The organism is Thiocapsa sp., from assembly GCF_018399035.1.
GTDB lineage: Bacteria > Pseudomonadota > Gammaproteobacteria > Chromatiales > Chromatiaceae > Thiocapsa.
This window is the reverse complement of sequence record NZ_CP073760.1, coordinates 5,618,402-5,639,096: the sequence shown is the minus strand read 5'-3', so window position 1 is coordinate 5,639,096 and position 20,695 is coordinate 5,618,402. Positions and strand designations below refer to the sequence as shown.

Genomic DNA, 20,695 nt, shown 5'->3' with positions numbered 1-20,695 from the left:
TCGACACGGTCAGTATGGCGCAGACGGCGCGTACACACCAATTTGACTGCGGGCCATTGCCTCTCTCGTCCCGGCCATCCAGCGCGCTCGCCACTGCGTTTACTTTCGGTAACGCAGGCGGATACGCGTTACGACTATCCCACCCATCTATTTTACCGTGCTTTTCAGCAGGGATGCGGGGCGTCGCGTTACCTTTTGGTAACCGTGCGCCGTCCCGACGGGGTCGGCGCTGATCCGACGCCTCTGTTTTTTATTTTGGATGTCAATGACCTGCAAAACTCAGCAAGCTGCTCTGGTATGTCGAATGCTATCCGAAGCTCACCCAAACCCGAATCGCCCACCCTCGACCCCATCGAGCACCACTGAATCGGTATGACAACAGTCAACGTGCATCGTCCCGACCGCCACCCTGCGCGAGCGCTCGGGCCGACCACCCGCCTCGCCATTCACGCAGACGCCTGCATCCCCGCGCGGTTCCCGGAGCTGTCCTGTCGAGACTGCATGGACGCCTGTCCAACCGGCGCGCTGGTCGCGACATCGAAGGGACCCGAGTTGGCCGTGGGCTGCGTGGACTGCGGGCGTTGCGTGGTGGCTTGTCCGACCGAAGCGCTGTCCGTGCCCGGATTCGCAATCACGCCGACGACGAGCGGGATGATCGCGATCGATTGCTGGCGCGTGCCGGCCAAGGACTCGCCGAGCGGTGCCGTGCGGGTGCCCTGTCTCGGGGGACTCTCCACCGCCACACTCGCCGAGCTGACGGCCGAGGCCGACGGACGCCCCGTCGCCCTGCTCGATCGCGGCTTCTGCGCCCGCTGTCCGGCCGGGGGACGCGAGCATCCCGACACCCACCCCGCTGCACCCGTCATCGACGAAGTACGACGGCTGCTTGAGGCTTGCGGGGTGGCCCCGACCGATGGGCCGCGCCTGATCGCGATGCCCCTGCCCGCCGCCCGCATGGTCGAGGACCTGGGCGAGCCGCTGCTGGAATCGCGGGTCAGCCGACGCGCGCTCTTTACTGGACAAGCGCTTCGGACCAGCCAACCGGCGCCGGCGCCGCACGCGACTCCGCCGGCCCAAAACGCGGGCCTCGGCCGCCAACGCCTGCTCGCCGCCCTGCAACGCCTCTCGGCAGCCGAGCGCCCCCTGCCCGCACGGCTCTTCCCGAGCCTGACGGCAAACCATGACTGCGCCGACCACCGCGTCTGCGCCAGCGCCTGCCCCACCGGCGCGCTCACGGGATACGCCGACGACGCAGCGCGGGGTCTGCGCTTCGACGCCGCCGCCTGCATCGCCTGCGATCTCTGCACCCGACTCTGCCCCGAGCAGGCACTGAAACTCGATGGCTCGGGCGAGACGACGACCGACCGAGCACCAAAACGCCTCACCCGACATACGACACGAACCTGTCCCGAATGCGGAGCGGAGCACAGCAACCCCGAACCCGTCTGCCCGGCATGCCGACGCGATCGCGACTTCGCCCGCAGTGCCTTCCTGGCGTTTAGCCGCCAGACCAACACACCAGAGCCCGAAGGCCGAAAAACCAATCACCGATCACCAATAACCAATAACCAATAACCGAAGGCAAGACGCTAAAGAATCCCACCCAACAACAAAAACCAAAGGAGACCACCGATGGACATCCCGAGCACAGGACTCTCGCGCCGCCGCTTCCTGCAGGCCAGCGGCACGGCCGGCGCCTTGGGCGCGGTCGGCTTGGGCGGAGGCGCCCTGACCACGCTGCGCGAGGCCGAGGCGCAAGCGGCCACCACGCCGGGCGAGACCAAGATCACCAAAAACATCTGCCATCAGTGCCCGGCGCGTTGCGGCATCGATGTCTACACCACCGACGGACGCGTGCATGCCATCTACGGCAGCACCGAGCACCCCATCTCCAACGGCAAGCTCTGCCCCAAGGGGCCGCTCGGAACCTACATCCTCTACGATCCCGACCGCTTCAAGGGGCCGATGAAGCGCACCAACCCAAACAAGGGGCGCGACGAGGACCCCGGATTCGTGCCCATCTCCTGGGAGGAGGCACTCGACACGGTCGCCGAGCGGCTGAACAGGCTGCGCGATAAAGGCGAGTCGCATCGCTTCGCACTCTGCTACGGCCGCGGCTGGGGCGCCTCCTGCGCCGGTTTGCAGGGCACCTTCGGGGAGCTCTATGGCTCGCCGAATGTCGCCATCGGTCACTCATCGATGTGCTCGGACGGCAGCATTCTGTCGAAAAAGGCGCTCGACGGGATCGGCAGCTACAACGCCTATGACTACGCCAACGCCAACATGCTGCTCATGTTCGGCGTCGGCTTCCTGGAAGCCTTCCGGCCCTACAACCACAACATGCAGGTGTGGGGCTACATCCGCGGCGTGAAGGTGCCCAAGACCCGGATCACCGCGGTCGACATCCACATCAACACCACGCTCGCCGGCTCGGATCGGGCGCTCATGATCAAGCCCGGCACCGACGGCGCGCTGGCGCTGGCGATCGCCCATGTGATCCTCACCGAGGGACTCTGGGAGCGCTCCTTCGTCGGCGATTTCAACGACGGGGTGAATCGCTTCAAGACCGGCGAGACGGTCGACCCAGCGCTGTTCAAGGAGAAATGGGTCAAGGGCCTGGTCGACTGGTGGAACACCGAGCTCAAGGACCGCACCCCGGCCTGGGCCGCCGAGGTCACCGACCTCTACGAGCGCGACATCCTGGCCACCGCCCGCGAGTTCGGCACGACCCGGCCGAGCATCGCGCTCTTCGAGCGCGGCGCCCATGCCCATTCCAACGGCGTGCTGAACGGCATGGCGATCCATGCGCTCAACGCCCTGGTCGGCTCCATCTACGCCAAGGGCGGACTCATGTACCAGATGGGTCCCTCTTACGGGCCCATGCCGGTCGATGCGAAGGACTTCACCGACGACTACGCCGCAAACGGCCCCTGGAAGACACAGCCGCGCATCGATCTGAAGGGCGACAAGGACGGCTATCTGCTGGCCAAGAACATGCTCCAGGAGCTCGGGCCCAACTCGCTCGCCGGCAACCCCTACAAGCTCGACACCGTCATGTTCTATCTGACCAACCCGATCTGGACGGCGCCGAACGGTCAGGTCTGGGAAGAGGCGCTCAAGGAGCTGTTCGTCATCGACACCTCGCCCTTCCCGGGCGAGAGCGCCATGTTCGCCGATCTGATCCTGCCCGATCACACCTACCTGGAGCGCCTGCAGGACGCGCCGACCTACCCCTTCCAGGGATGGCCGATGACACAGCTGCGGGTGCCGGCCATCAAGCCGCTCTACGACACCCAGTATTACGGCGACACCCTGATCGAGATCGGCAAGCGGATCAAGGGACCGATGGGCGATTACTACAAGGCGCTGGACAACACCGAGAACGTCATCCGCCATCTGGCCAAAGGCTTCGCGACGGATCCGGGCGACAACGGGGTCAATGACTTCGAGAGCTGGAAGGAACAGGGCGTCTGGTACAAGAAGCCCTACATCTATCGCTTCGTCGACGGCGACTTCTACACCTGGGACGGCCAGGACTACGCCACCCTCATGACCGAGGAGGAGGTGAAGGAAAACCTCTTCAAGACCGACTCGGGCAAGTTCGAGCTGCGTTCCGGTTGGCTCGAGTCCAATGCCGACTGGATCGCGCAGAAGACCGGGCGCGACCCGAGAAAGTTGATGTTCCCGCATTGGGAAGAGCCGGTCCATCCGGGCGGCGGTGACCTTTATATGGTCACGCCCAAGGTCGCGATGCATGCCGAGGGTCGCGGTGCGAATCTCCCCGTCGCCATCGCCAACCTGCAACCCGTGCTGGGCGGGAGCAAGACCGCCTACATCGAGATCAATCCGCAAACCGCGCGCGAACGCGGCATCGCGAACGGCGCGAGGGTCCGCCTGACATCCGACCTCGGCAGTATCGAAGGCTATTGCAAGTATTACGAGGGTTGCCGGCCCGACACCATCGTTTACCCGATGGAGCACGGCCACTGGGCGATGGGCCGCTGGGCCAAGGATCGCCTGCCGGGGCATTGCGGCGAGATCACGGTCAATCAATCCGACCGCATCACGGGGCAGTGCAGCTACTACACCACCAAGGTGAGCATCGCCCCTGCTTGAGCCGCGCCTGAGCCCAATCGCAACGCTTGAGAGTCGAGCAGCGTTCGGCGGGTATCAAAGACCTCCGCCGGGCGCGGCTCAAGGATTTTAAAGACAACACTTAAATCGCGTCGCGCCGACGTTGCGGAAGACCTGCGAGACCGACGACACACTCGACGCTGGCCCGTCGTACCAAACGCGATTCAATCATTGAGGATGCAGAAATGGCGAAATGGGGAATGGTCATCGATCTGGACACGTGCACCGGCTGCCAAGCCTGCACGACGGCCTGCGCGATGGAGAACAACCGCCTGCCCAGCGAGAACTGGCAGGACGTGCTCTTCTATCACGAAGGCACCTATCCGAACGTGAAGCTGATGTGGTTCCCGCGGCCCTGCATGCATTGCGAGAACCCCTCCTGCGTGTCGGTCTGCCCGACCAAGGCGACCTACAAGGACCCGGACGGCGGCTTCGTGCTGATGGACTACAACAAGTGCATCGGCTGCAAATACTGTCAGGTCGCCTGCCCGTACGGCGTGCGCTTCTATGTCGACGAGAAGGCGGTGGTGCAGCCGGATATCCGCGGGGTCTTCCCGAGCGAGGCGGGCCGCCAGTGGGATCCGCCTTACAAGGGTCCGCAGGATGATCCCTCGCGCGGGATCGGCATCCAGCCGCACGGCGTCGTCTCCAAGTGCACCTTCTGCTACCACAAGGTCAGCAAGGCGCCGAAGGGTGTGGCCGATCTCGACGAAGATATCCCGGAGCTCAAGGAATACGTGCCGGCCTGCGTGCGGGTGTGCGCCCCGAAGGCCCGCTTCTTCGGCGATCTGGATCAGCCCAACAGCAACGTCAACAAGATGATCGCGGACAAGCGCGGCGTGCGCCTGAAGGACGAGACCGGCAACAAACCGCAGGTCTATTACCTCTCGGGCGGCGCGACGGCCTCGGTGCCGTCGTTGCGCAGCATGAGCGATTCGGACAAGGGCTAAGGGGAGGAGATCACCATGACCAGCGTCACTGTTTCAAACAAAGAGATCACGAGCAAACAGCTCGGCATCATGCTGCTCGCCCTGATCGGGCTCGGCATTGCCGGCGGGATTGCCATCAGCAACCTGATGGCGGAGGGTCACGCCGCCTACAACAGCAGCAACCTCGGCCTCTTCTGGGGCTTTCCGATTGTCATCTACGACTATTTCCTCCTGACCTCCACGGGGCTGGCGATGATCGCCTCGATGGCCCTGATCTTCGGCGGGGAGGACTTTCGACCCATCGTTCGGCGCGCGCTCTGGCTGGCGCTGGCCGGCCTGATCGGCGGGGTTGCGGTCCTGATGATGGAGCTGGGCCACCCGCTGCGCGCACTCTGGGCGATCCCCTTCAGCTTCGCCTTCAGCTCGCCGCTCTACTGGAAGGTCATGGCGGTGAGCTTCTATGTCATTTCGCTCCTGATCCTGCAGGCGCGGATGATGAAGGCGGATTGGCGCATGCAGGATCTGCGGATCAACGCGATGATCACACTGGCGCTGGCACTCGGCGTCACGGCCATCGCGGGCGTCGTCTACGGCTCCCAAAGCTTTCGGCCCTTCTGGGCCTCGGGCGATATCCCGGTCGCCTTCATCTTCGAGTCGCTCCTGGGCGGGCTCGCCTTCATCATCTTCTTCACCTATCTCGCCTACGCCTTCAACGCGGCGGCGGTTCCGGACAGCGTCAAACGACTCTTCAACGACCGCTTGTCCGGCCTCTTGGCCCTGGCGATTTTCATCCATCTTCTGTTCGTCCTCGCACGCATGAGCAGCGGGCTCTACGGCAATGCAGAGGGGTTGCAGGTCTGGCAGACGCTCGCCACCTCGCCGCTGTTTTTCGCCGAGATCTTCATCGGACTGCTGCTGCCGCTCGTGCTGCTGATGTATCCCGGTACGCGCATCCGCCCGTGGGCGCAGATCCTGGCGTCGCTGCTGGTCATGAACGCACTGCTGATCTCGCGCTACGAATACATCATCGGCGGTCAGTTGGTGCCGCTGTTCAAGGGGTCCTGGGCACCGGAGCTGCTGAGCTATGCGCCCTCGCCCACCGAATGGCTGCTCCTGCTGGTCGCCATCTTCCTGTCGAATGCGGTCAACGCCTTCGGGGAGGTGACCTTGGGTCTCGGGCGCGAGGGGTGATCCGATGACGACCGACGCGACACTCGCGACCACATCCGAGTTTTTTCTCTGTCTGGCGCGAGCCTTCGCGATACCGCAGGCTCCGGAAAGTCTGGAGCTGCTCCGCGATGCCTTGCCGGAGGATCTCGCCGAGCTGGCCTCGGACCGTGGCTACGACATCGGCGAACCACTGTCGGACTACCGGGCAGCAATCACCGAGATCCCCGACACAGACCGCCTGTTGGTTATCTATTCGCGGCTCTTTCTGGTGCCGGGCGACCGGCACCCAAGCCTGAACACGGGCGCCTATCTGGACGGCACGGTCGCCGGCGGCAGCGTCACCGCGATGGAGACCTGCTATCGGCGTTGCGGTCTGGAGAAGGACGTGGCCATGCAGGATCTGCCGGATCACCTTTCGATCCAGCTGGAGTTCTTGGCCCGCTTGTTCGCCGCCGAGTCGCAGGCAAGCATCACCGGCGCGGCACCCCGCCGATCGCGGCCGGCGAATTTCTCTCAAGTTTTGTCGCCCGGTGGATCGTCCCCTTCCGCGCCGACCTCGAAGAGGCGGGCCGTCGCTTCAAGCTGGCCGACAACCCCTATCGGCATCTTGCACGGATCCTCGAGAGCGCCGTTCGGGCCGAGGTTGCGCTGAATCCGATCGAGGCGGCGCCCGCCCCGGCCATCGATCCCGAGATCGCACGTCTGCGCAGCCAGCTCTCCGGCAAAGCCATCACCGAAGAGGACCTGGCGATTATCCGGGCACGTCTGGCGGCCGACGGTCTGCCCAGCGATCATGTGGCGATCCCGGTCGACGACCGCGACCGTCTCATGGGGCTCTCGACCATGGTCCCGCCGGCAGCGCCGTCGCATCGGATGGCGACTCCCGGCTGAGCACCGGCGAGCACGGCTCCGCGGCGAGCGCGCTTCGGAACCATGCGGTCGCGGAAGCTGCCGATCGTCCTCGTCGCGTGCCTGACCAGCACCGCGCTGCGCGCCGAGCTGTCCGGCGACGACTATCTCGGCGGCGGTACCATTCAGGACGCGACGGAGCGCGCACAGGTTCAGGCGTTGATCCATGCGGAGCGACAACGCGAGGCCGGGAGCGAGACTCGCGCTCTACCGATTCGGGATGCCGAGACGGCAGGTTTTGGGCTCGATGAATCCGAACGCGCGAACGACACCGGCCAGACGCAGGACTCGACGCATCAGCCCGGACCGAGCGAGAGCCGAGCCAAGCCCCCGCCGCTCGGACTGTGCGACGGCAGCTGAGTCCTCGTCGCCGCGAGCCGCCGAACAGGGCGATTGAAATGACGGCCTTGCTCGTCACTCCGGCCATCGTGGCGCGTGGCGCAGAGCGCCGGGGGCATGCGTGACACCGCAGAGCGGATGTCACGAGCGACTGATGTTTTGTTGCCGGCTCGTGTGCTCCTGCAGCACGGCAGATGTGTCGAAACCATTTGTTGTCGTTGTCGTTGTCGACCATCGATACGACAACGACAACGACAACGACAACGACAACGATAATGATCTCGGCACGGCTCCAGTACCGACATGACGCGAATCTTGCGTGGACAAACCCCACTATGCGTAGAACGCTGTTGACCTGCGCAGCTCGACACCTGACCCCAACCCTCGAGTCTCATCGGATCACCGCATGAACGACCAGACCCTCACCGACCCCTTCGGCCGACGCATCGCCTACCTGCGCCTGTCCGTCACCGACCGCTGCGACCTGCGCTGCGGCTATTGCCTGCCGAAAGGCTTCAAGGGGTTCGAGGAGCCCGAGCACTGGCTCACGTTCGAGGAAATCACCCGCGTCGTCGGCGCCTTCACCGCTTTAGGGGTGGGCCGTGTGCGCATCACCGGCGGCGAGCCGCTGGTGCGACGCAACCTGCCCGAGCTGGCCGCCGGGCTGTCGGCGCTGCCCGGCCTGGATGATCTCTCCATCTCCAGCAACTGCACCCGCATGGAGTCGCTCGCCGAGCCGCTCTATCGTGCCGGCGTGCGCCGGCTCAATGTCAGCCTCGACAGCCTGCGCCCCGAGGTCTTCAAGCAGGTCACCGGCGGGGATCTCGACAAGGTGCTGCGCGGCATCGCGGCGGCACGCGCGGTCGGCTTCGCCCCGATTCGCGTCAATACCGTCGTCATGCGCGGTGTGAACGACGCGGAGATCGAGGACATCCTCGGCTACTGCGCGGACAACGGCTTTACGCTGCGCCTGATCGAGACCATGCCGATGGGCGCGACCGGTCAAGCCGCGCGGGATCAGTATCTCGATCTCCAGACGGTGCGTCGCCGCCTGGAGCAACGATTCACGCTGATCCCGGACATCCTTCCGGGCGGCGGCCCGGCGCGCTACTTCCGCCTCGGCGCGACCGAGACCCGGATCGGTTTCATCACACCGATCTCGCAGCACTTCTGCGAGACCTGCAACCGGGTGCGCCTCACGGTCGACGGCACCCTGTATCTGTGTCTCGGTCAGGACAGCAGCTACGCGCTGCGCCCGCTCCTGCGCGACGGGATCGGGGATGACGCCTTGCTCGACCATCTGCAACAGGCCATCGCGTTGAAACCCGAGCGTCACGAGTTCAACGAGCGCCCGGAAAAGGTCATCCGATTTATGTCGATGACGGGCGGATGAAGCGCGGACGCGATACGCGCATCTCGGCCCAGTCGCTGAAGCCACCCTCTCGCCCGCCCGCCGTCGGCGTCAACCGGGCATCCTGACGTTGCTCAGCACCGACCGGTTTCGGAATCTCTCATGGAGACACGGAGAGCACGCAGGACAGATCTCGGATTCTTAGTGCCCGAAGACCAGATTCGCCTCGCGAAGCAGCACCTCGAACAGATCTTGCGGATCCTCGCCCGCCTCGATGCGGTGGTCCACCAGGGTCTGCAGCGCCTCTTTAAAACTCTTTTTCATTGTTTTCTCCGACAGGATGGCGTCCAAACGTCGTTGTAGTCCGAGTATAGGCCAATTCAGGGATCACGCCTTCGGCGGCCGCGCGGCCGCCGAAGCCGCGGATGAAACCTAATCTTAATCATGTTTTTGATCCACCAGCCCTGCTAGGTTCGCAACACTCGGCATCCTGCGAGCATCAATCAATAACAGAAGGCGTAAAGTATGCCCTGACGGATCGATCCGAGCTGCTGGCCGCCTGGAACCAACGGATCGACAACACCGACAACCAAGACTTCAACACCTTCACGGTCGGTTTGAATGCCAAGTTCGGCTATTGACCGAGCCGCCGGGTCGGCGCATGGGATGTGCCCGGCCCGCAGCACCATACAACGACTCAACCATCCATCGGAGGACACTGTCATGTCGCACAAGCCGTTTCGGGCACTCCTGCCGCTCGGGTTCGTCGCGCTGTTCGCGTTGCTGCTCGTGCCCATCCAGGCGCTCGCCAATCCGGATTTCCTGGTCGATGCCGACTGGCTCGCGGACGCAATGGACGACGAGAACACCGTCGTCCTCGAGGTGCGCTATCACCCACATCGGTACTTCACCGTCGGCCACATCCCCGGCGCGGTCCAAGTCCAGCGCTTCAAGGATCTCGGCGACAACGACGCCAGCCCGATCATGCGCTTTCCCGACCGCGAGACCTTCCAGGAGACCCTGCGCGGTTGGGGCGTGAACGACGACTCGACGCTCGTGATCTACGACGATTCCAGCACGGCGCTGGCGGCGCGACTCTACTACCTGCTCGACCTCTACGGCTTCGACATGGAGCAGGTCAAGATCCTCAACGGCGGAACCCTCGAATGGACGGGCTTCAACGAGTTGGAGCAGGAGCCGACGCCGCCGAAAACAGCGGGTACGGTGACGCTGAAGGACGCCGACCCGGCGCTCTTCGTGGAGTGGCCCGCCGTCTACGACGATGTCGTGTCGCGCCGCGATACGGACGTGGTCCTGCTCGATGCGCGCCCGAACGACATGTATACCGGCGAGGTGATCCGGCACTCGATCATGGGCGGACATATCCCGGGCGCGATCAATATCGTGAGCCTCGACGGGGTGGACGGTCAGACCGGCAAGTGGCGGAGCGACGAGAGCCTCGCCGCCCTCTATGCGGCGATTCCCAAGGACAAACGGATCTACATCTACTGCCACGACGGCTTCCGGATGGGCCTGGCCTATCTGCAGCTCAAGCATCTCGGCTACGAGGACGTGCGGCTCTACAACGGCGGCTGGTCGCACTGGGGCAACGAGCTGACCCTGCCGGTCGTGGAAGGACCCGAGCCTTACGGCGGCGACTTTGACCTTTGATTCCGGTCGATCTTTGACCCATTCGGAGCCAAGACCTTGAAGTTACTGATTCGTCAACGTCATCCCTCCTCATGTCCGTCTCGGTCCGTGAATCGCGCTCGTCTCGGAACCCTGATCTGTCTTGTCGGGGCCTTGACCCTGCAAGGCGCGAATGCGCTCGCTTGGGAGATGCAGACACAAGCGGTCGCGGAGGATGTCTACGCACTGGTCGGACCCACCGAGAATCGCACCTACGACAACTATGCCATCAATGCCAACCTGGGATTTATCGTCACCCCCGAGGGCGTCGTCCTGGTCGACAGCGGCGCGACGGTCCAATCCGGACCGCTGATCGAGCAAGCGGTCGCAGCGGTCACCGAGCAGCCGATCCGCTGGGTCGTGAACCTCGGCAGTCAGGATCACCGCTGGCTCGGCAACGCAGCCGGATCCGCGCCTGGCGCGACACCTTTCACGCGATGGAGGCGTTGGAGCCGAAGGTCGTGGTCCCCGGTCACGGCAACCCGGCTGATCTCGCCAAGACCAAGCGCGACACCGGTGACTATCTGGATTGGCTGGTGCGAGAGGTCGAGGGCGCGCTCGGCAATTGGGAACCGATCGACGAGACGGTCGCGCGGCTGGCCGACGCACCGGACTTCGAGCATCTGGAGCATTTCGAAGGCTGGAATCAGCGCAACGTCAACCAGACCTATCTGCAGCTGGAGGGCGAGTAGCGGGCGGTACGCTCGATGGGCCTCGTTTATTGGACCGGCCAACCGAACCTTAAGCGTCTCGTGACATCCGCTCCGCGGTGTCACGCATGCCTCGTGGCGCTCCGCGCCAGGTGCCACTGAGGCCGAATCTTTCAACGAGGCACGCGCGACGGTCTCACGCGTGTTCCGGATCAAACACATCGATGTCCGGTTTTCCATATATACGAAATACCGGATATGATCCTCGACAGCATGCGCGCCGTCCCGGATTCCGGCCCGGCGCGCCCGTCTCGAGTCCAACTGCGAGGGCAACATGAGCAGCCAATGCGAAACCACCGGCAAGCACGCCGCCGGCGCACCCATGGGATTCTTCGAACGGTATCTGACCCTCTGGGTCTTACTCTGCATCCTGGTCGGCATCGGGCTGGCCGCGATCACGGTGCCCCGGGACACCCTGCTGCTGTCGGTGCTGCTCTATATCCTGGTGCCGCTGATCATCGCGAATCTTTGGTACGAATCGCGCCCTGGGATTTCCACCTATGCCGTATGCTGCCCGCCGGTCGCGGTCGCACCCGTACGCACCGGCTCGGCCGGTTGAGGAGCCACGACAATGGAGACCTTCACACGCCTTCTTCCCGCCCTCGCCGTCGTGATCCTGGTGCTGACCGGTGCCGGACTCTACCGCTGGCTCGGCACTCCCTCCGGCACCCCCCACCCCACGGGCGACCGAGATCACCGCCGACGGCCGACCCGTGCTGGTCGAGCTGGGCTCCAACTCCTGCGCGAGCTGCGTGGCCATGCATCGCGTGCTCGACGAGCTTCAATCCAGCCACGGCGATCGCCTGCAGCTGGTCTCCATCAACATCCTCGAACAGCCGGAGCTGGTCGGGCAGTGGAAGGTGATCGCCATCCCGACGCAGGTCTTCCTCGACGGGAATAGACGCGAGCTCGGGCGACACATCGGGTTTCTCTCCGCGGACGCCATCCGTGAGCGCTTCGCGGCGGCCGGGCTGCCGCTCGGCCCGGCGGCTGCGGACGGCTCCTGATGGAGTGGCTCGCACCACTGTCGCAGGCTCTCTCCGGCGCCGCCTGGTTGGCCGCACTCGCGGCACTCGCCTGGGGCTTTGCCAGCATCTGGCTCAGCCCCTGTCATCTGGCCGGCATCCCGCTGTTGGTCGGCTATCTGGCGGGCACACCCGAGCCGAGCCGGGAGCGCGCGCGGCGCGAATCGCTCATCATCCTGGCCTTTGCCTTGGGTGTGCTGATCAGCCTGGTCCCGCTCGGCGCCGCAACCCTCTGGCTCGGGCGCATCGCCGGCGATGTCGGGGTCTCGAGCAATTATCTGGTCGCCGCCCTCTGTCTCTTGGCCGGACTTTATCTGCTCGGTTGGCTCCCGATCACCTGGCGCGGCGGCCTACCCCAACCCAAGTCCAGAGGACCGACCACCGCCCTGCTGCTCGGACTGATCTTCGGTCTGGCCTTAGGTCCCTGTGCCTTTGCCTGGATCGCGCCGCTTCTGGGCGTGGTCTGGATGCAGTCCGCCGAAGGACTGGTGGCCTTGCCGATCCTCCTGCTCGTCCTCTTCGCCCTGGGACACTGCGGGGGCGTCCTGCTTGCGGCCGGCTCTCTACACGGTGTTCAACGCTGGCTCGATACTCTGGGACGGGTCCGGGGCTTCGGTTACGGACGTGCGGCCTGCGGTGTCTTGCTGCTGGTCGCGGCCGGATACTTGATCGCGAGCGCTTGAGCCACGGGGTGGCCTTTCGCGAAGACGCACCGTGCAACACCCGGGGCTGATGGGCATCGTTCCGGGGTGTCAGCCGATCCGCTCCAGCGCGACGATGCCGAGCTTGATCGAGCGGCGCCGTCCGGAAAAGTCGATGTCGAGAACGTCTTTGTCGCGCACGCGGACGATCCGGCCCTCGCCGAACACCCGATGCCGGATCCGATCGTTGACCGCCCACCGCGGCGAGCCATCCCCGCTCGACGCCTTCGGGTGGGCCTTCGGCACGGCATAGCGTTCGGGGATACCGACCGCCTCCAGATAGCGATTCAGAAGGCCGCTCGCGTCGGCCGGTGCATCGGGGAGCTTGACCTCCCGATCCGCTCCGGAGAGCCGTTTGGACACGGCGTCCCCGAGCGACACCGCGGTCCGGAGTCGCGCTTCGAAGACAAACCGGCTGGCCGGCGTGCGCGAGATCCCGGGGCCGCGCGACTCGCGGCCTTTCCATGCCGCATCGAAGCGCTCGTCGGGCGGGATGACGAGGACCAGCTGTTCCTTGGCGCGGGTGAAGGCCACGTAAGCCAGGCGTCGTTCCTCTTCGGGGTCGGATCGCTCGGACGGGAACTGGCCTTCCTCGAGTCCGGCGGCGATGACCAGCGGCCACTCCAACCCCTTCGCTTGGTGAATTGTGGAGAGCAGGACCACGTCCCCGCCGGCCTCGTCGCGCCGCCGTGTCTGGCCCAACGCATCCAAATGCGTCAGAAAGTCGCGTATCGACGCACGGGTGCGCAGCGCCGCTCCGAGCAGAGTCCGGTAGGCGATCTCCTTCTCAGATGCCGCGTCGCTGCTGACGGAGCGCGCGAAGGACTCGGTCAGATCGGTCCGTAAGGCGTACAGCCGCAGTGCCTCGGCCGCAGGCAGGCCGCTCCAGCTCGGGGCCTCGCTCCAGAGTTCGGCGCGATCGCGAATCTTCCCCGCCTGATAAGGCTTGCGGGTCTGCGCCGCCACCTCGAGCAAGCGCGTGTGCGCGCGTTCGGGGTGTCGGGCGATCGTCTCGGCGAGATCGGCGATGGTCTTTGCGGGGAGCCACAGCGTGGGGGTCGTGAGCATCGCGCCGATGATCTCCGGCGCACGCGCATCCGCGAAGAGCGAACCCGCGGCCAGTCGCAGCCAGCCGAGAAGCCCGACGACCTCGCGGTCGGTCAAGACGTCGCCCTTCGGCTTGAAGTAGGGGATCCCGCGATCCATGAGCGCCAACTCAAGCCCCAGGGTCTGCGCCCAGAGTCGCGCGAGGACGGCACACTCGCGCAGACGGCGACCGTCGCCGCGCCAGCGGTCGATGACGTCGACGACCGCGGACTGATCGCCCGCTGCGTCGGCGCGAATCACCTCGATTCCGGTCTCCGGCGTGGACGGCGCCGATACGCAGAGGGTCGGCACCCGGTTGCGGTTGTTCTCGATCAGCATGCCGGCGGCGAGCGCGACGCGATGCCCGAAGCGAAAGGTTCTGGATAAGGTGTAGCGGGTTGCACCGGGAAAGAATCGGTCGAACTCCTCACCCATGAATTCCGGACGAGAACCCCTCCAGGCGTAGATGCATTGGGAATCGTCGCCGACCGCGTTCAAGGTCGCACGGGTCCCGATCAACCGGACGAGCAACTCGACCTGGATGCGACTGACATCCTGAAACTCGTCCACGACCACTAAGTCGAGTTTATTGGTGACCAGCGCGAGCGCGTCCGGATGCGTCATCATGAGCCTCGCGGGCTCGGACAGGAGGTCCGCGAAGAAGCGCAGACCGGCCCCTATTCGGGCCGTCTCGAAGCGATCGAAGGCGCGGATGAAATAGCCGTAGTTGCCCGGAATCCTGAAGGCATTGAACGCGTCCCGCGGCGTGCGGATGTCCGATTTCACCAGGCCGATAAAGGTGCGCAAGGCTTCCAGGTCGTCTTGGCTCGGGTAGTCGTCGGCGTGCTCCTCTTTGATCGCCGCCAAGGCCGCCTCCCGCACGAGCCGCTTCTCGACAGCCTCGTTCTCCTCCAAGCGCAGGCGCGGCAGGAACCCGTGTCGCTCGAAGAGCGTGATCAGGCGCAGCCCGAGACTGTGGAAGGTCGAGACCTTCGGCGCTTGAAACGACGCCGGCAAGGCCAACGCCAGGCGCTCTTTGAATTCGCGTGCAGCGGCCTTGTTGAAGGCCAGCACGCGGATGCGCTCGGGCGGGACCCCCTGCTCCAGAAGGAAACGCACCCGCCCGATCAGCATCTGCGTCTTGCCCGAGCCGGCGACCGCGAAGGTCAGCGAGTGGCCGCCGCTGTGCTCGATGGCCCGGAGTTGTTCGTCGGTGTAGCGCATGCAGTCGCCGGAGTCCGTCGGTGATAACGCCGATAGGATATCCCACCGGCATCCCCGGGGCGTTCCGACCCGGGCACTTTTCGACCGGCCGCCATCCCGCCCTGCCCTGTCCGGCGGTTAACCCCCTCGAGCACAGGTTATCCACACGACCGACCACAGGGATTGTGAACAAAGAGCCCGTGGCGCCTTGATGACCTCCCCGATGCGGCGGCGTCGCTCGCGACAACGAGCAGGTCCATTCAGTCGCCGTCCGGCAGGTTCAGCGCCGGCTCGGCTATTGTCCCACCGAGCCGCTGGTGGCGGATTTCGAGCTGACCCTCGAACGCGACGGACACTGGACACGTTTCGAGCAAGTGGCACAGGAGACACTCGGCGAACCCTGGGAGCAGATCAAAGGGCGCGACTTCGCCGAGGAAGACTTCTCTCTGGTCATGTCCAGACTCTTCCCCGACTATTACACCGACCCGATGGCCTGGTTCACGAGCCGAGCGGGCACGCACCTGCGCAACGAGTCCCCGGAAGAAGCCGTGCGCGCCATCAGCGACATGCTGCGCTTGCGCCGACCCAACGCCACCCTCTTTCTGGTAGTTGCGTATCCAGCCCGAGGGCACCCCGGAGATCACTGCCGTGCGCGACGCCGGCGTGCGCGACCTCTTCGAGAAGGACCGCAGCTTCCGCCGCGCCAACGTCTTCCCGTCCGGGGAGGACGACATCGGCTATCCGGTACGGGCTCGCATCTGCAAGTTCTTCGAGAAACACCTGCGCACGGAGGTCAACCGCTCGGACGACGCGATCGCGGACGCCGTCGCCAACCTCTTTCCCGGACAGGCCCAGCGCCTGCGCGCCGTGCTCACGCAGCTCATCCGCCTGCCGGACGGCAAAGATCCCCCCGCGGCCCTGACACGGTTGCAGGATGCCTTGGAGGACTGCACCCGTCAGGTGCGCCAAACGCGCCCCACGGTCCAGCAGGTCAAGCGTCACATCGATGCCCTGACCGACGGCATCGAGCTGGTTAACCTCTATTCGGCCGAGCTTTCCGACGATGCGGTTTCCCGAGTCACGGACGCCGCCCGCGTTCGCGATTATCAGGCATCCCAGCTCCACGCCGTCGGCGCCCTCGACTCCGCATTGGAAGCCGCTCGGGATCGGGTCGAGACCCATCTGGCCGGTGAGCGTCCCTGGCGAGACATCACCGTTCTGGAGCCTGACCTCACAGCCATCCGCGCCGCCTACAGCGCCGAGCGGGAACGCCGTCTCGCCCGGCAGGAGCAACAGGCCGAGCAGGCGCGAGGACGTATCCGCGCCCGTAATGGTTTCGCGACCCTAACCGCCGATCAGTCCCACGCCGTCCTGCGCCCGATCGCCCTAGCCGTCACCGATACCACGGCAAACGCCGTCGCGCCGGCCTTGGATGACTTGGAGGCACCCTTCCAGATACGCCTCGAACAGGCCGAGGACAGTGCCGACGACATCCTCGACAGTATCCTGAGCGCCGGGCGGCGCCCCCTCATCGTCAAGATGGACCTCTCGCTGCGCAACCGCGAAATCGCCACCGAAGCGGACGTCGACAGCCTGCTCGAGGAGATCCGCAAACGTCTGCTCGAGCAGCTCGATGCGGGGGTGCGGGTGCGGATTCTTTAAGATTAAGGGTCACCATGAAGGACATGAAGTTCATGAAGATCAGGATGATCCCCTCCAGCAGCTCCCCTTCATGCTCTTCATGTCCTTCATGGTTCAATCTTGTGTCCCGGCCGAACTCGCCGCGGTCGGCATGGCGGCGGAGGGAATTTTTCTACCATGAAGGGCATGAAGTTCATGAAGATCAGGATGGTCCCACCAGACAACTCCCCCTTCATGCTCTTCACGTCCTTCATGGTTCAATCTTGTGTCCCGGCCGAACTCGCCGCGGTCGGCATGGCGGCGGAGGAAATTTTCTACCATGAAGGGCATGAAGTTCATGAAGATGAGGATGACACCATCCAGCAGATCCCCTTCATGCTCTTCATGTCCTTCATGGTTCAATCTTGTGTCCCGGCCGAACTCGCCGCGGTCGGCATGGCGGCGGAGGAAATTTTCTACCATGAAGGGCATGAAGTTCATGAAGATCAGGATGGTCCCACCAGACAACTCCCCCTTCATGCTCTTCACGTCCTTCATGGTTCGCTCTTGATCGTACTCGCCGCAACAATCGCAGAAGCCTGGTCCTTCTCGTGGATCGTTCGCGTAATATCGAAAGTATCGACCATCGTCAAAGTGTGGGGATCGCCATGATTCATCGCCACCTCAACCATCAAGGCTTCACCCTCGCCGCCATCGACGACGTGATCTCACGCGGTCGCTGGCAGGATTGGGCTGAGCTGCGTCGGGCAGTCTTGGACGACCGCACCCTGCTGGACAAGGTGGAGCGGGTTTGTCGTCCTTACGCTTTCGAACCCTACGCTCAGCGCCATCATTTCTGGATGCACTATGCCGAAGAACACCGCTCCGCTGCCTGAGTGGGAGCTCGTTTTGTCGTCTGCCGCACGGCTCCAACGCATCCTTCCGGATGCCGTACTGGTCGGCGGAACGGCCTCGGCGATCCATGCAGAACATCGTTTCTCGCGTGATGCCGACCATGTGCTGACCGATCTGCGCCCGCGCTTCGACGAGGTGCTGGTCCAGCTTGAGTCGGTCGCTGGCTGGAAGACCGCACGTGTGCAGCGCCCGGTCCAGATCCTCGGCAGCCTCGATGGCATCGAAACCGGAATTCGCCAGCTTATCCGTGACGAGCCGCTGGAGACAGAAGCCCTCGACTACCACGGCGCACGCATCACGGTTCCCACCAGAGCCGAGATTCTGCGCATCAAGGGCGTGTTGATCCTCAAGCGCAACGCCACGCGAGATTATCTCGACTTCGTGGCCTTGGCGGATCACATGGGCGATGAGAAGGTTGCGCTCGCACTGCAATCATTCGATCGACTCTACCCGCAGGACAACGGGGAGTCGCCGCTTCAGCAGTTACAGGTGCAGCTTGCCAACGCGCTGCCCTACGACTTGGAAGAAACCGAGCTCAGCGAGTACAAGAACCTCGCTCCACGTTGGCATGACTGGCAGGCCGTCAAAGCAGCTTGCTCGCACCTTGCGACCGTCATCTTCGACCGAGTGTGCGATATGGAAGCGTTTCGTTCCGACAACGATGGGATCAAGCCGTGAAGATCGCAGGCACTGGTGTCGATCGATCAGTCCATCGAGAGGGTCGTCCACCCCGCCGCGCGGGCAGGCGCTCGCGGCATCTGTTTTTTTCACCATGAAGGGCATGAAGGACCATGAAGATGACACCGATTCATGCAGGACGGAATCCCTTCATGAGCTTCATGTTCTTCATGGTTTAACCTTTGTTTTCCACGTTGAACCTCGGCCGATCGTTTCGGAATCGAGTGGAATTTCAGGGAACGGAGAATGGGGTCGACCACATGCCAACCAAGTTGATCTTGTCGGACCTCGCCGGGAGCGTCTTGGGTGCCGCGATCGAGGTGCATCGCGAACTCGGACCGGGCCTGCTGGAGTCGGCGTACGAGCGCTGCCTGGTCCATGAGCTGGCGGGGCGAGGAATCGGGTGTCGGGCTCAAGTCGCGTTGCCGGTGATCTACAAGGGAGTCGAGATCGAGTGCGGATACCGGCTCGACATCCTTGTAGAAGAAACTCTGATTCTGGAGATCAAGAGTGTCGATCGGCTGATGCCCATTCACGAGGCACAAATTTTGACATACCTGCGTCTCGCTCGCCTGCGGCAAGGCTTCCTGATCAACTTCAACGTCGGACGCGTGAAAGACGGCATCCGGAGTTTCGTCCTCTGATCGCGCCGGGAAACGATTCCGTCGGAGGAGTTTTACCATGAAGGGCATGAAGAACATGAAGATAAGGATGATTCCATCAACCAACTCCCCCTTCATGCTCTTCATGTCCTTCATGGTGCGATCTTGTGTCCCGGGCGAACCAAAACCGGTTCGGCACGGCGACGGATCCAATTTTTTACCATGCAGGACATGAAGTTCATGAAGGAGTGCGCCCTACGTGAGTCTCTTTTGTCTTCATGGCCCTTCATGTCCTTCATGGTTCAATCTTGTGCCCCGGCCACACCCGCCGCGGCTCGGCACGGCGGCGGAGGGAATATTTCTACCATGAAGGGCATGAAGAACATGAAGATAAGGAAGACCCCATTCCGCAGCTCCCCCTTCATGCTCTTCATGTCCTTCATGGTTCAATCTTGTGTCCCGGCCAGACCCGCGGTGGTTCGGCACATGGACGGAGAGGATTTCTCTACCATGAAGGGCATGAAGTTCATGAAGGAGTCCAGCCTGCATAAATCGCTTGGCTCAATCTGCATTCCAGACAGCTATACAATCAGCGCTGCCAAGAGCGCCGGGAGGAGCCCCTTCCCGCGCGCACGACTGTTGTGGACGAACTGAAAAAAGCTCAGGTACATCGGGAGGTGTTCCTGAGAGATCCCGCGGTGAGGGCGCAGCCAGGAGCGCAGCAACGACCAGACGCCCTCGATGGTGTTGACGTGGACCTCATGGAAGCCATCACCGTCCTCGTCGCGGGCGTACTCTCCGCGGCTGTGGCAGACGCTGTGGTGCTCGTAACCCCATGCCGGCAAGCGGGCGTAGATGTCATACTCATCGGTGTAGAAGCGCGTCCCCTCGGCCACGCAGGCGAGGATAATGGGTTTGATGGTCTTCTGTTGGACGTTATCCAGCATCCGCAGCACCACCTCGCCGCCGCGCTGGATCAGGCCGAGAATCGGTGGCTTCTCTTTGGCCAGGGTGCCGCGACCGCGCGCCCCCTTCAGTCGGCGCCGACGGCCTTTGCGCGCTTTTTTTTTACCGCCTCGGGGTTCCCTTTGTGACCGGCGACCACGTACACCTCGTCGGCCTCGACCTCGCCGTCGAGCACGGGCAAGGACTGCTTGGACTCGATGCCCTCGCGCAACTGTTGCGTCATGCGCTGGGCGTCATCCTTGTGAAGGCCCAGTTCTTGGCCGATCTGCCGGTTGGACAGGTTCAAGCCCATGAAATACAGGCATAACACCCAGGTTCGCAGTGGCTGATGATGGCCGGCCAGAATCGTCTCGCTCAAATCATCGAACCAGCGCCCGCAGTCCTTGCAGCGGTACTTCTGCCGCTCGGGTTGCGTCGGATCCCGACCTTGCTTGTTGATCTCGGCCGAGGCGCAGTGCACGCAGCGCACCCCCTCGGGCCAACGCAGGGCACGGACGGTCTCGAAACATTTGGCGTCGTCGACGAGATTCTGGATGTTCAACATGGGGCGCACTGCCTGGCCACTTCGAAAGGGACAGTATTCTACCCCCACGGCCCGCCTCGTGCTGCATCCAGTGCTCTCCAAGGCTCCCCGCCTCGACTCTGTCGGGAACTGTCTGGAATGCATA

Annotated in this window: 21 protein-coding genes and 1 pseudogene; 17 read left to right on the top strand and 5 right to left on the bottom strand. The window is 63.8% G+C overall.

All coding sequences use genetic code 11. The features are described from left to right. Positions 1-372 precede the first annotated feature (372 nt). The 7 genes from KFB96_RS25790 to moaA all read left to right on the top strand — a co-directional run bounded on the left by KFB96_RS25790 (position 373) and on the right by moaA (position 8,874). On the top strand, positions 373-1,575 hold the full coding sequence (locus tag KFB96_RS25790) for a 4Fe-4S dicluster domain-containing protein (RefSeq protein ID WP_213458312.1): 1,203 nt from the start codon (positions 373-375) through the stop codon (positions 1,573-1,575). Between the two features lie 57 nt (positions 1,576-1,632). Further along, complete coding sequence (locus KFB96_RS25785) at positions 1,633-4,116, top strand: molybdopterin-dependent oxidoreductase (protein ID WP_213458311.1); 2,484 nt, start codon at positions 1,633-1,635, stop codon at positions 4,114-4,116. Between the two features lie 203 nt (positions 4,117-4,319). Next, positions 4,320-5,084, top strand: coding sequence for a 4Fe-4S dicluster domain-containing protein (locus KFB96_RS25780; protein ID WP_366931499.1), 765 nt, complete (start codon positions 4,320-4,322; stop codon positions 5,082-5,084). Positions 5,085-5,099: 15 nt separating this feature from the next. Then, entirely contained in the window at positions 5,100-6,254 is a 1,155-nt protein-coding gene (gene nrfD / locus KFB96_RS25775; protein WP_213458310.1) for an NrfD/PsrC family molybdoenzyme membrane anchor subunit, read from the top strand. A gap of 4 nt (positions 6,255-6,258) precedes the next feature. After that, positions 6,259-6,885, top strand: a complete 627-nt coding sequence (locus KFB96_RS25770) for a molecular chaperone (RefSeq protein WP_213501633.1) — start codon at positions 6,259-6,261, stop codon at positions 6,883-6,885. Positions 6,886-7,166: 281 nt separating this feature from the next. Further along, positions 7,167-7,502, top strand: a complete 336-nt coding sequence (locus KFB96_RS25765) for a hypothetical protein (RefSeq protein ID WP_213458308.1) — start codon at positions 7,167-7,169, stop codon at positions 7,500-7,502. A 385-nt stretch (positions 7,503-7,887) separates the two neighbouring features. Then, complete coding sequence (moaA, locus tag KFB96_RS25760) at positions 7,888-8,874, top strand: GTP 3',8-cyclase MoaA (RefSeq protein WP_213458307.1); 987 nt, start codon at positions 7,888-7,890, stop codon at positions 8,872-8,874. A 159-nt stretch (positions 8,875-9,033) separates the two neighbouring features. On the opposite strand, the gene KFB96_RS27310 is transcribed toward moaA, so the two are convergent. Continuing rightward, entirely contained in the window at positions 9,034-9,156 is a 123-nt protein-coding gene (locus KFB96_RS27310) for a hypothetical protein (RefSeq protein WP_300971174.1), read from the bottom strand. A gap of 101 nt (positions 9,157-9,257) precedes the next feature. Between KFB96_RS27310 and KFB96_RS25755 the strand changes: the two genes are divergently transcribed. The 6 genes and pseudogenes from KFB96_RS25755 to KFB96_RS25730 all read left to right on the top strand — a co-directional run bounded on the left by KFB96_RS25755 (position 9,258) and on the right by KFB96_RS25730 (position 12,939). Further along, entirely contained in the window at positions 9,258-9,473 is a 216-nt protein-coding gene (locus KFB96_RS25755) for a hypothetical protein (protein WP_213458306.1), read from the top strand. Positions 9,474-9,555: 82 nt separating this feature from the next. Further along, positions 9,556-10,503 (top strand): sulfurtransferase, encoded by a 948-nt coding sequence (locus tag KFB96_RS25750; protein ID WP_213458305.1) that lies wholly within the window; start codon positions 9,556-9,558, stop codon positions 10,501-10,503. Positions 10,504-10,958: 455 nt separating this feature from the next. Beyond that, the gene (locus KFB96_RS25745) at positions 10,959-11,213 is read left to right on the top strand and encodes a hypothetical protein (protein ID WP_213458304.1); all 255 of its coding nucleotides are present in this window, start codon (positions 10,959-10,961) and stop codon (positions 11,211-11,213) included. Positions 11,214-11,505: 292 nt separating this feature from the next. Next, positions 11,506-11,619: pseudogene (locus KFB96_RS25740) on the top strand (arsenical-resistance protein); the annotation flags it as partial. Positions 11,620-11,860: 241 nt separating this feature from the next. After that, on the top strand, positions 11,861-12,238 hold the full coding sequence (locus KFB96_RS25735) for a co-chaperone YbbN (RefSeq protein WP_213501630.1): 378 nt from the start codon (positions 11,861-11,863) through the stop codon (positions 12,236-12,238). Continuing rightward, positions 12,238-12,939: a cytochrome c biogenesis protein CcdA gene (locus tag KFB96_RS25730; protein ID WP_213458302.1), complete on the top strand. Its 702-nt coding sequence runs from the start codon at positions 12,238-12,240 to the stop codon at positions 12,937-12,939. Before KFB96_RS25735 ends, KFB96_RS25730 begins: the two co-directional genes overlap by 1 nt. A 69-nt stretch (positions 12,940-13,008) precedes the next feature. On the opposite strand, the gene KFB96_RS25725 is transcribed toward KFB96_RS25730, so the two are convergent. Then, positions 13,009-15,267, bottom strand: a complete 2,259-nt coding sequence (locus KFB96_RS25725) for an ATP-dependent helicase (protein ID WP_213458301.1) — start codon at positions 15,265-15,267, stop codon at positions 13,009-13,011. Between the two features lie 627 nt (positions 15,268-15,894). Between KFB96_RS25725 and KFB96_RS25720 the strand changes: the two genes are divergently transcribed. Beyond that, positions 15,895-16,908: a hypothetical protein gene (locus tag KFB96_RS25720; RefSeq protein ID WP_213458300.1), complete on the top strand. Its 1,014-nt coding sequence runs from the start codon at positions 15,895-15,897 to the stop codon at positions 16,906-16,908. A gap of 93 nt (positions 16,909-17,001) precedes the next feature. Here KFB96_RS25720 and KFB96_RS25715 read toward each other — a convergent pair whose 3' ends face one another. Beyond that, on the bottom strand, positions 17,002-17,424 hold the full coding sequence (locus tag KFB96_RS25715; RefSeq protein ID WP_213458299.1) for a hypothetical protein: 423 nt from the start codon (positions 17,422-17,424) through the stop codon (positions 17,002-17,004). A gap of 110 nt (positions 17,425-17,534) precedes the next feature. On the opposite strand from KFB96_RS25715, the gene KFB96_RS25710 reads away from it, so the two are divergent. The 3 genes from KFB96_RS25710 (at position 17,535) to KFB96_RS25700 (ending at position 19,103) form a co-directional block, all read left to right on the top strand. After that, positions 17,535-17,762, top strand: a complete 228-nt coding sequence (locus tag KFB96_RS25710) for a hypothetical protein (protein ID WP_213458298.1) — start codon at positions 17,535-17,537, stop codon at positions 17,760-17,762. Then, complete coding sequence (locus KFB96_RS25705; protein WP_213458297.1) at positions 17,734-18,459, top strand: nucleotidyl transferase AbiEii/AbiGii toxin family protein; 726 nt, start codon at positions 17,734-17,736, stop codon at positions 18,457-18,459. Before KFB96_RS25710 ends, KFB96_RS25705 begins: the two co-directional genes overlap by 29 nt. Before the next feature lie 260 nt (positions 18,460-18,719). After that, complete coding sequence (locus KFB96_RS25700; RefSeq protein ID WP_213458296.1) at positions 18,720-19,103, top strand: GxxExxY protein; 384 nt, start codon at positions 18,720-18,722, stop codon at positions 19,101-19,103. 539 nt (positions 19,104-19,642) lie between these two features. Here KFB96_RS25700 and KFB96_RS27305 read toward each other — a convergent pair. Then, entirely contained in the window at positions 19,643-20,098 is a 456-nt protein-coding gene (locus KFB96_RS27305; protein ID WP_300971709.1) for an IS1595 family transposase, read from the bottom strand. Beyond that, positions 20,095-20,571: an IS1595 family transposase gene (locus KFB96_RS27300; protein ID WP_300971166.1), complete on the bottom strand. Its 477-nt coding sequence runs from the start codon at positions 20,569-20,571 to the stop codon at positions 20,095-20,097. The genes KFB96_RS27305 and KFB96_RS27300 overlap by 4 nt, the downstream gene beginning before the upstream one ends. Positions 20,572-20,695: the final 124 nt, after the last annotated feature.

Excerpts from the sequence above, each read along its gene's own strand:
- KFB96_RS25790 (WP_213458312.1), top strand. The coding sequence starts at position 373 with ATGACAACAGTCAACGTGCATCGTCCCGACCGCCACCCTGCGCGAGCG.
- KFB96_RS25785 (WP_213458311.1), top strand. The coding sequence starts at position 1,633 with ATGGACATCCCGAGCACAGGACTCTCGCGCCGCCGCTTCCTGCAGGCC.
- KFB96_RS25780 (WP_366931499.1), top strand. The coding sequence starts at position 4,320 with ATGGCGAAATGGGGAATGGTCATCGATCTGGACACGTGCACCGGCTGC.
- nrfD (WP_213458310.1), top strand. The coding sequence starts at position 5,100 with ATGACCAGCGTCACTGTTTCAAACAAAGAGATCACGAGCAAACAGCTC.
- KFB96_RS25770 (WP_213501633.1), top strand. The coding sequence starts at position 6,259 with ATGACGACCGACGCGACACTCGCGACCACATCCGAGTTTTTTCTCTGT.
- KFB96_RS25765 (WP_213458308.1), top strand. The coding sequence starts at position 7,167 with ATGCGGTCGCGGAAGCTGCCGATCGTCCTCGTCGCGTGCCTGACCAGC.
- moaA (WP_213458307.1), top strand. The coding sequence starts at position 7,888 with ATGAACGACCAGACCCTCACCGACCCCTTCGGCCGACGCATCGCCTAC.
- KFB96_RS27310 (WP_300971174.1), bottom strand. The coding sequence starts at position 9,156 with ATGAAAAAGAGTTTTAAAGAGGCGCTGCAGACCCTGGTGGACCACCGC.
- KFB96_RS25755 (WP_213458306.1), top strand. The coding sequence starts at position 9,258 with ATGAAACCTAATCTTAATCATGTTTTTGATCCACCAGCCCTGCTAGGT.
- KFB96_RS25750 (WP_213458305.1), top strand. The coding sequence starts at position 9,556 with ATGTCGCACAAGCCGTTTCGGGCACTCCTGCCGCTCGGGTTCGTCGCG.
- KFB96_RS25745 (WP_213458304.1), top strand. The coding sequence starts at position 10,959 with ATGGAGGCGTTGGAGCCGAAGGTCGTGGTCCCCGGTCACGGCAACCCG.
- KFB96_RS25730 (WP_213458302.1), top strand. The coding sequence starts at position 12,238 with ATGGAGTGGCTCGCACCACTGTCGCAGGCTCTCTCCGGCGCCGCCTGG.
- KFB96_RS25725 (WP_213458301.1), bottom strand. The coding sequence starts at position 15,267 with ATGCGCTACACCGACGAACAACTCCGGGCCATCGAGCACAGCGGCGGC.
- KFB96_RS25715 (WP_213458299.1), bottom strand. The coding sequence starts at position 17,424 with ATGAAGGACGTGAAGAGCATGAAGGGGGAGTTGTCTGGTGGGACCATC.
- KFB96_RS25710 (WP_213458298.1), top strand. The coding sequence starts at position 17,535 with ATGATTCATCGCCACCTCAACCATCAAGGCTTCACCCTCGCCGCCATC.
- KFB96_RS25705 (WP_213458297.1), top strand. The coding sequence starts at position 17,734 with ATGCCGAAGAACACCGCTCCGCTGCCTGAGTGGGAGCTCGTTTTGTCG.
- KFB96_RS25700 (WP_213458296.1), top strand. The coding sequence starts at position 18,720 with ATGCCAACCAAGTTGATCTTGTCGGACCTCGCCGGGAGCGTCTTGGGT.
- KFB96_RS27300 (WP_300971166.1), bottom strand. The coding sequence starts at position 20,571 with ATGTTGAACATCCAGAATCTCGTCGACGACGCCAAATGTTTCGAGACC.